The organism is Chamaesiphon sp. OTE_75_metabat_556, assembly GCF_031378165.1.
Lineage (GTDB): Bacteria > Cyanobacteriota > Cyanobacteriia > Cyanobacteriales > Chamaesiphonaceae > Chamaesiphon.
The window spans coordinates 1-6368 of the sequence record NZ_JANNDR010000235.1 but is presented as its reverse complement, the minus strand read 5'-3'; the positions used below and the strand labels follow the sequence as shown (position 1 = coordinate 6368).

The window sequence follows — 6368 nt, the reverse complement described above, 5'->3', positions numbered from 1 at the left end:
GGGTGCCGGCATCTGCCTGAATGACGTCTGCATCGACTAGGATTGTTTTCTCTCCCAGAATGGCAAAATCGAGGGTCGATCGCAAACTCCGACCGAGCAATCGTTGAATTTCCTGCGTCCGTCCAGACAACTTGAGCACTTCCCGCTCGTGCCGCTGGGGTGTCGCACCTGGTAGCATCCGATACTCAGCGGTCAGCCAGCCAGTCCCCGTACCTGTCAAAAACTTCGGTACGCCATCTTTGATGGTGACGGTACATAACACGTGGGTATCGCCACAATCACTCAGTACGGAGCTGGTGGCAAACTTGGTAAAGTCGCTCTGAAAGCTAATCTGACGGAGCTGATTCGACTGGCGGTGTTGGCGGATTTGCATCTGGATTGAGGGTTGATAATTGTACTACAGACAGAGATGTGTCGATCTAAATTCTTGTTAACTTTTAGTAGAAATTTAAATCCCTAGCAGCTATCACCATCCTAACCCCTAACCCCCCATCCCCTATCCCCCACTTCCTAAATTGGTACTTGACCGATCGCATATTTAGTGTTTCACTGGATAGACGCTCGGAATCAAACGCTATATATTGTCTACTATAGACTATCGATTCGGACAAGCAGATCCCATCAGGGAAGACCTTTTGAATGAAATGCGGCTCATTGTACGTTGAATATGATTGCACAATTAAATAGTCATCCAGAACAGATTGCGGTTACTCATAACACATCAAATACACTTCACAACCAGATCGAAATTGTTGATACACCTGCCGATCAATTTTGCACGGAGATTGTCGCTAACGCCCTCAAGATTGCCAGTACCGGACAACGCGTTTTGATCGTCCAACTTCTCAAAGGTGGCATTCGCCAAGGTCACGATCGAATTATCAATCTCGCTCAAAATCTCGATTGGATCCGCTGTAATTTAATTCGGAATATTTCGATTTCAGATTTAAACGATCTAGAATTAAACAATTTCAACCAACTATGGAAACACGTTCGCGGCGCAACTCGATCGAGTGAATATTCTTTGGTGATTTTAGACGATTTGAGTCTGGCAATCGAGCTAGGTTTAATTAGTGTCGAAGCTGCAACAACTTTTTTGACTAAGCTCCCCGCCGATCTCAAAATTATCCTAACTGGCACCAATCCACACCCAGCGATTTTAGAACTGATAACTTGAACGAGTTGAGAGTTGACTAAAAACAGAAACCCGACTTCTTGAAGAAGTCGGGTTTCTTTGAATCCTGCGAGTGGAGATAACTATACTCAAAAATTTATCTATCTATAGCTTTCCCGTTCGTCAGCTAGGGCGCGACTGCGAGTGTTTGTGCGCGATCGATCGACTTTATCCTTCGCTTTGGTGGCACTACGTTTGAGTGCGTCGAGACGGGATTCGTAGTGCTTACGTTTGCTTTTTTTGGGAGTATCGTCGGTCAAAGTTTTGAGCGCACTGCCCAGGCTCTTGTAGGCATTAGGGAGCGTATAGCCAAAGCGAGTTTCCAGGGCGATCGCTTTTTCATAGGCATCGATCGCTTCTTTGAGGTGTCGATCGCTATTATTGCGTGCATACAGGCGATAACCAGAGATGCCGCACAGTCCTAGTGCTAGGACTAATAATAGTCCGTCTTGTACCCACAGTTCGCCGACAGCACCACCTAGGCCGATCGCCAGTGCCGCCATTTCCCAGCCATCGCGGGAGATCGTGTCATTTTGGACGCGGGCGACTTCATGCCAAAATAATAGGTTGCGTTGATCGAGAGCCAGCCGTTCCCACTTGACCAAATCGATTTGAATTTCCACTTGATCTTTACCCAATTCCTCACTGCGAATTAGGGGTGGATTGACTTCGACGGTAGTTTCTACAGTCACCCAGCTTTGGAGTTCGGGCGGGAGTAAACTTTTGAGCCGACGCAGTTCACTCATTTCAGCGCGAGCAGAAGCAGCGGAATAGGATGTCATAGCGATAGTTTGGATCGATCGTATCTTCTATTCTACCCAATCCTCGGTCGAGATGAGCAAATTTCACCAGTTTCCAGATTACGTCCTGATATGACCTCGATCGCAGTGGATATAGATCAGAGATGTCATATTTGATACACGGAATAGCGACATACGATCTCAGTGATGTCAAAGATTCCATCTCAGCACATATCCAAATTCGCTCAATTCAGATGAAATATCGTTTTTTAGGCACTTTTTGCGCCCTAGTGACCATCATCGGAATCGGTGGCACGATCGCCCGCGCTGATGTTAGCATTACAGCACCCGAGGGAGATTCTGCATCAGATGTAGCAGAACCCACTCCCAGAACTCCGGTTAAGCGCGCTCCCCAATCAACGCCTGCACCTGTGATGACGAAACTAGAAATAGATACATACAATCTGGTCAATAAATATCGCCAGACCAAAAATCTGCCCCCATTGACGATGGATCCGGCGATTTCCGCTGAAGCCAAAGCCCACAGCGAACAAATGGCGCGATCGGGTAACATGAGCCATGATGGTTTTAACGATCGAGTCGCATCAGTCTCGAAAACGATCGTCTATCGCAGCGCGGCGGAAAATGTTGCTTACAACATGGGCTACGGCAAGCCCGAATTGGTGGCGATCCAAGATTGGATCGAAAGTCCTGGACACCAACACAATATGGTCGGACGTTATGACCTAACCGGAATTGGTGTCTCCAAAAATGCCAAAGGGGAATATTATTTTACCCAGATTTTCATTCGTAAAGCTTTCTATGTCAAAGATGTCGATTAGGAGCGATGTGAGTGAACCGATCATTTATGATAGAGATGGTTTCTTCGCCCCAACCGCCGACTATGGAAGACTTTCAAATTTGCGATCGAGATTTAGATGATGCGCTGCGAGATCGCTATCTCCATGCCGAATCGATTGCTGTCGATACTGAGACGATGGGGTTGAATTATATTCGCGATCGTTTGTGTCTAGTTCAATTATTTTCACCTGGTGCCCTGACGGTAATTCGGATTGCCAAAGGACAAACAACCGCACCAAATTTACAACAGGTGATGCAATCTACCACCGTTACTAAGGTTTTTCACTTTGCGAGATTTGATGTGGCTCAATTGCGACACCGTTTGGGGATCGAAACCCAGCCCATATTTTGTACCAAAATCGCCAGTAAACTGATCCGTACCTATTCATCCCGTCACGGTTTAAAAGAATTAGTTGCCCAACTCGAAGGCGTAGAACTCGACAAATCCGCTCAATGTTCCGATTGGGGTGATGCCGAAAATCTTTCGGACGAACAATTACGATACGCAGCGAATGATGTTCGGTATCTAATTAGTATACGTCAAAAATTAATTGCGAAGTTGCAACGCGAAGATCGCTGGGAATTAGCGCAGGATTGTTTCAAGGTTCTACCGACGCTAGTTTCGCTCGATTTATTGCAATATGAGGATATATTCTCTCATCATTAAATAGCGAGATCGCACCATCATGTTAACCATTTCAGTGCGTCAAGCTAATCTAGTAGATCTTTCAACAGTTTCAGCAATTTTGGCTGAAGCTGCTGGATGGCTCGATCGCCAAAACAGCGATCTGGAAAATTAATGGCTCAATATAAGCACGATCTAACTTGTGTTTCTTATACCAATCAAAAAATTATCGCCAGAGCGACGGGAGGAAAATGACACAATACGAGCGAGCATCAAGTATTTCGTTTATCTCAAAGATTTACCAGTCAACATTTTAAGTGCATTACTAACAATTCGATCGATAGTAGAGATTGAGGATACTAAAATCGATCGCAAAAATTGGGCGAAGTTATTGCTGTGCATAATTTTAGCTCGTGGGCAGTGCCCATCCTACTTTTCTGATTCGCTCTTTTCTTTGCTGCTTTAGTCCGTCATATCTATTTCAATATCATACTTATCTAGAAGTCCTGCTATACCCGATTGCGAAAACTTAGCTTTCTTAATACGGTTTAACTCTGGATCGAGCGAGTAGTTAAAGGAATTCCGAAAATCTGCCTTTTCCAGAATCGTACGCTCAAAGATGGTTCTGGTCAGATCGCAGTTATCGAAGACAGAAGAACTTAGATCGCATTCAGTAAAGTCTACTTCATGAAGTTGAGAGTTTTTAAATACTGTCTGTTTAAGTCTTACTCGCTGCTTCATAGGAGACGTTATGTCAGAAAATGATGAATGATTGAGGATGCAAGTATCGAAGTCAACTACAAATCCAAATTCACTACAGTCTCCAAAATTCAGACCTAGCATCTTACAATCCTTGAATTTAATCTCCTTTAATGCTGTTCGATCTAGATTTACTAAGCTAAGATTGCAACCTAAAAACTCACATTCCAAAAATTTAATGTCTGAAAGGTCGGCATGTGAAAAGTTACAGTTGACAAAGTTACAGTACTCATACTCACCTTTACTTAAGTGGTTTTGAGTGAAGTCTATTTTATCAAAAGTTTTTTCTTCTATAAAGACCTGTTTCATATACTCTACTCCATCCTGCGATCTATACTAACTTATGGGCTGCAATAAGTCTTCAGGTACTGGACGATCGAAAGCCAAGAATGATAGCTTGAACGGAATATTTCAATCAGGTAACTTATACTGAGCCACAATCTTCTTCGCAAATTCTGGAACGTGTTGCTCTAACTTTTCAGGATAATTGCGCTTGCTAAATAAATAATTGCGGGTGAAGTGAGAATCGATCGAGAAACGGGCATATTCCAATCCTTTGGGGCCGATCTTATCGATGACTACACCCATGATTTTCGCTACCCACATTGGTAGGGTGACTGCTTTATCGTAGGCGGGAATGCTTTGTTGAACGGCGGCTTTGCGATCGCCTTTGGACATCACAGCTTGAGTCTCGATCGCATCATTCACTAGATCTAACATCTGTTGACCGCGATCGTTTCTGACAACGATCCATTGCCAGCCATAGGGTGCGCCCATATAACCGACGACTAAATCGGCGAGGGAGTTTACATAGTCGAAACAGCTCAAACAGGAGGGGGCGAAGACGTCTTTTAATTCCTTAGTATTCAACCCGAAAAAGGGTACTAATTCGGTCGAACCATCTTCATGTTTGAAGTGGACATTAAAGTCCTGCATAAACTCATAATAAACTACCGTCTCGGGCGATCGACTGGTGGTTTCTAAAAACTTCTGTAAGCCTGCGCGGGTGACGTTATCGGTACAGGGGGTACCGAGGACGTATAGTTGCTCTAAGCCTAATTCTTTTTCGACGGCGCGTAGGGCTTGAATTTGACAGCCGACACCGATGACTAGGAGCTTCTTCAATCCCGATTCCGCGATTTGTTCGAGGATCGATAAGTTGGGTGAGAGGGTGGGTTTGTTGACTTTAGCTGCGAGAATTTCCGCTCTAGTCCGGGCAATTATCGGCATGGGTGTAAACCTGTCTTCGGGGGTATTTTGGACGCACACAACGCCTTCTACTAGCCCCTGCTCCAGCATTTCGATCGCGATTGTACTGACGATGCCCGTCCATTGGGCACCGGGGATCGGCTCGATTTTGCGGGCTGCCATCATCTGCTGATGGACGCCAAAATACAAGTCGTCTTCTTTATCTAAATCCCGACTGCGCCCGTGGGTTTGAGTCTCCAAGGTGGGAATCTGCTGGTTGATGAAAGCACAAGCGGTTTTGACGTAGTGGATATAGTGGGTATCGCACAACCCGCATTCGCTGCACAGTTCTTTGGCAGGTTTGACACTATTGGGTTTGAGGGCTTTGGCTTTCTGGTGTTTGGGTGCAGCAGTCATGGGGACACTCGATCGATGATGTGGTTATTTTAGCCTAGTGGCTAGGGGATAGTGGTTTGTGAAGGTTAAGTTTCGATCGGGTGACTGGGGGAGCCAACGACTAGAAGTCGTTGCTAGTGTTGCAAAGTCTGCCTACGCAGACTAATAAATTATAGTCAGAGTGGCTTCAATCGTTTGGGTAACTGGGAGCGACTTAAACTTAAATAAAATCTAAGATTGACTGGGCGGTAATCTGAGCTTGTTCGAGATGGGGAACGTGTCCGCAATTATCGATCCATTTGAGTTGAGAATTAGGTAAATTTTGGTTGAAGAGTTGTGCTGCATTTGTACCTAAGATCCGATCTTGTTTGCCCCAGATAATCAACGTTTCTTGCTGAATTTCAGGCAATTGATCGAGTAAATAGCCATAACCACCACTGCGGGTAAAGGCAATTAAAGTTTCGCTCCATCGTGGCATTTCTAGATGGAGAGCCGCACATTTTCGAGCGTCAGCGGTGGCAAAGGATCGATCGAAATAGGCGTTCTCGCTGACACTTTGACGAACTTGGGGACTCGCTAGAAATTTGGTGGCTAAATTACCTAATGGTTGGATCAGAAACTTACC

At 45.1% G+C, this 6368-nt stretch carries 8 protein-coding genes; 3 read left to right on the top strand and 5 right to left on the bottom strand.

Annotated elements, in window-relative coordinates; all coding sequences use genetic code 11:
* Nucleotides 1–373 (bottom strand): ribonuclease PH (gene rph / locus RMO27_RS09680; RefSeq protein ID WP_309731803.1); only part of this gene is annotated, 373 nt, incomplete at its 3' end.
* A 294-nt stretch (nucleotides 374–667) separates the two neighbouring features.
* On the opposite strand from rph, the gene RMO27_RS09675 reads away from it, so the two are divergent.
* Entirely contained in the window at nucleotides 668–1177 is a 510-nt protein-coding gene (locus RMO27_RS09675) for a cob(I)yrinic acid a,c-diamide adenosyltransferase (protein ID WP_309731801.1), read from the top strand.
* Between the two features lie 98 nt (nucleotides 1178–1275).
* On the opposite strand, the gene RMO27_RS09670 is transcribed toward RMO27_RS09675, so the two are convergent.
* A complete protein-coding gene (locus RMO27_RS09670) occupies nucleotides 1276–1956 on the bottom strand; it encodes a DUF3318 domain-containing protein (protein ID WP_309731799.1) in 681 nt (226 codons plus the stop codon).
* Nucleotides 1957–2078: 122 nt separating this feature from the next.
* Here RMO27_RS09670 and RMO27_RS09665 point away from each other — a divergent pair, with 122 nt between their 5' ends.
* Together RMO27_RS09665 and RMO27_RS09660 are read left to right on the top strand one after the other, a co-directional pair.
* Nucleotides 2079–2756, top strand: coding sequence for a CAP domain-containing protein (locus tag RMO27_RS09665; RefSeq protein ID WP_309731797.1), 678 nt, complete (start codon nucleotides 2079–2081; stop codon nucleotides 2754–2756).
* A gap of 62 nt (nucleotides 2757–2818) precedes the next feature.
* Complete coding sequence (locus RMO27_RS09660) at nucleotides 2819–3442, top strand: ribonuclease D (protein WP_309731795.1); 624 nt, start codon at nucleotides 2819–2821, stop codon at nucleotides 3440–3442.
* Nucleotides 3443–3862: 420 nt separating this feature from the next.
* On the opposite strand, the gene RMO27_RS09655 is transcribed toward RMO27_RS09660, so the two are convergent.
* The 3 genes from RMO27_RS09655 to RMO27_RS09645 form a co-directional block, all read right to left on the bottom strand.
* On the bottom strand, nucleotides 3863–4468 hold the full coding sequence (locus RMO27_RS09655; RefSeq protein ID WP_309731793.1) for a pentapeptide repeat-containing protein: 606 nt from the start codon (nucleotides 4466–4468) through the stop codon (nucleotides 3863–3865).
* Nucleotides 4469–4570: 102 nt separating this feature from the next.
* Nucleotides 4571–5764 (bottom strand): Coenzyme F420 hydrogenase/dehydrogenase, beta subunit C-terminal domain, encoded by a 1194-nt coding sequence (locus tag RMO27_RS09650; protein WP_309731790.1) that lies wholly within the window; start codon nucleotides 5762–5764, stop codon nucleotides 4571–4573.
* Nucleotides 5765–5963: 199 nt separating this feature from the next.
* Nucleotides 5964–6368: alpha/beta hydrolase (locus RMO27_RS09645; RefSeq protein WP_309731789.1), on the bottom strand; the 405-nt coding region annotated here is incomplete at its 5' end.

Excerpts from the sequence above, each read along its gene's own strand:
- RMO27_RS09675 (WP_309731801.1), top strand. The coding sequence starts at position 668 with ATGATTGCACAATTAAATAGTCATCCAGAACAGATTGCGGTTACTCAT.
- RMO27_RS09670 (WP_309731799.1), bottom strand. The coding sequence starts at position 1,956 with ATGACATCCTATTCCGCTGCTTCTGCTCGCGCTGAAATGAGTGAACTG.
- RMO27_RS09665 (WP_309731797.1), top strand. The coding sequence starts at position 2,079 with ATGTCATATTTGATACACGGAATAGCGACATACGATCTCAGTGATGTC.
- RMO27_RS09660 (WP_309731795.1), top strand. The coding sequence starts at position 2,819 with ATGGAAGACTTTCAAATTTGCGATCGAGATTTAGATGATGCGCTGCGA.
- RMO27_RS09655 (WP_309731793.1), bottom strand. The coding sequence starts at position 4,468 with ATGAAACAGGTCTTTATAGAAGAAAAAACTTTTGATAAAATAGACTTC.
- RMO27_RS09650 (WP_309731790.1), bottom strand. The coding sequence starts at position 5,764 with ATGACTGCTGCACCCAAACACCAGAAAGCCAAAGCCCTCAAACCCAAT.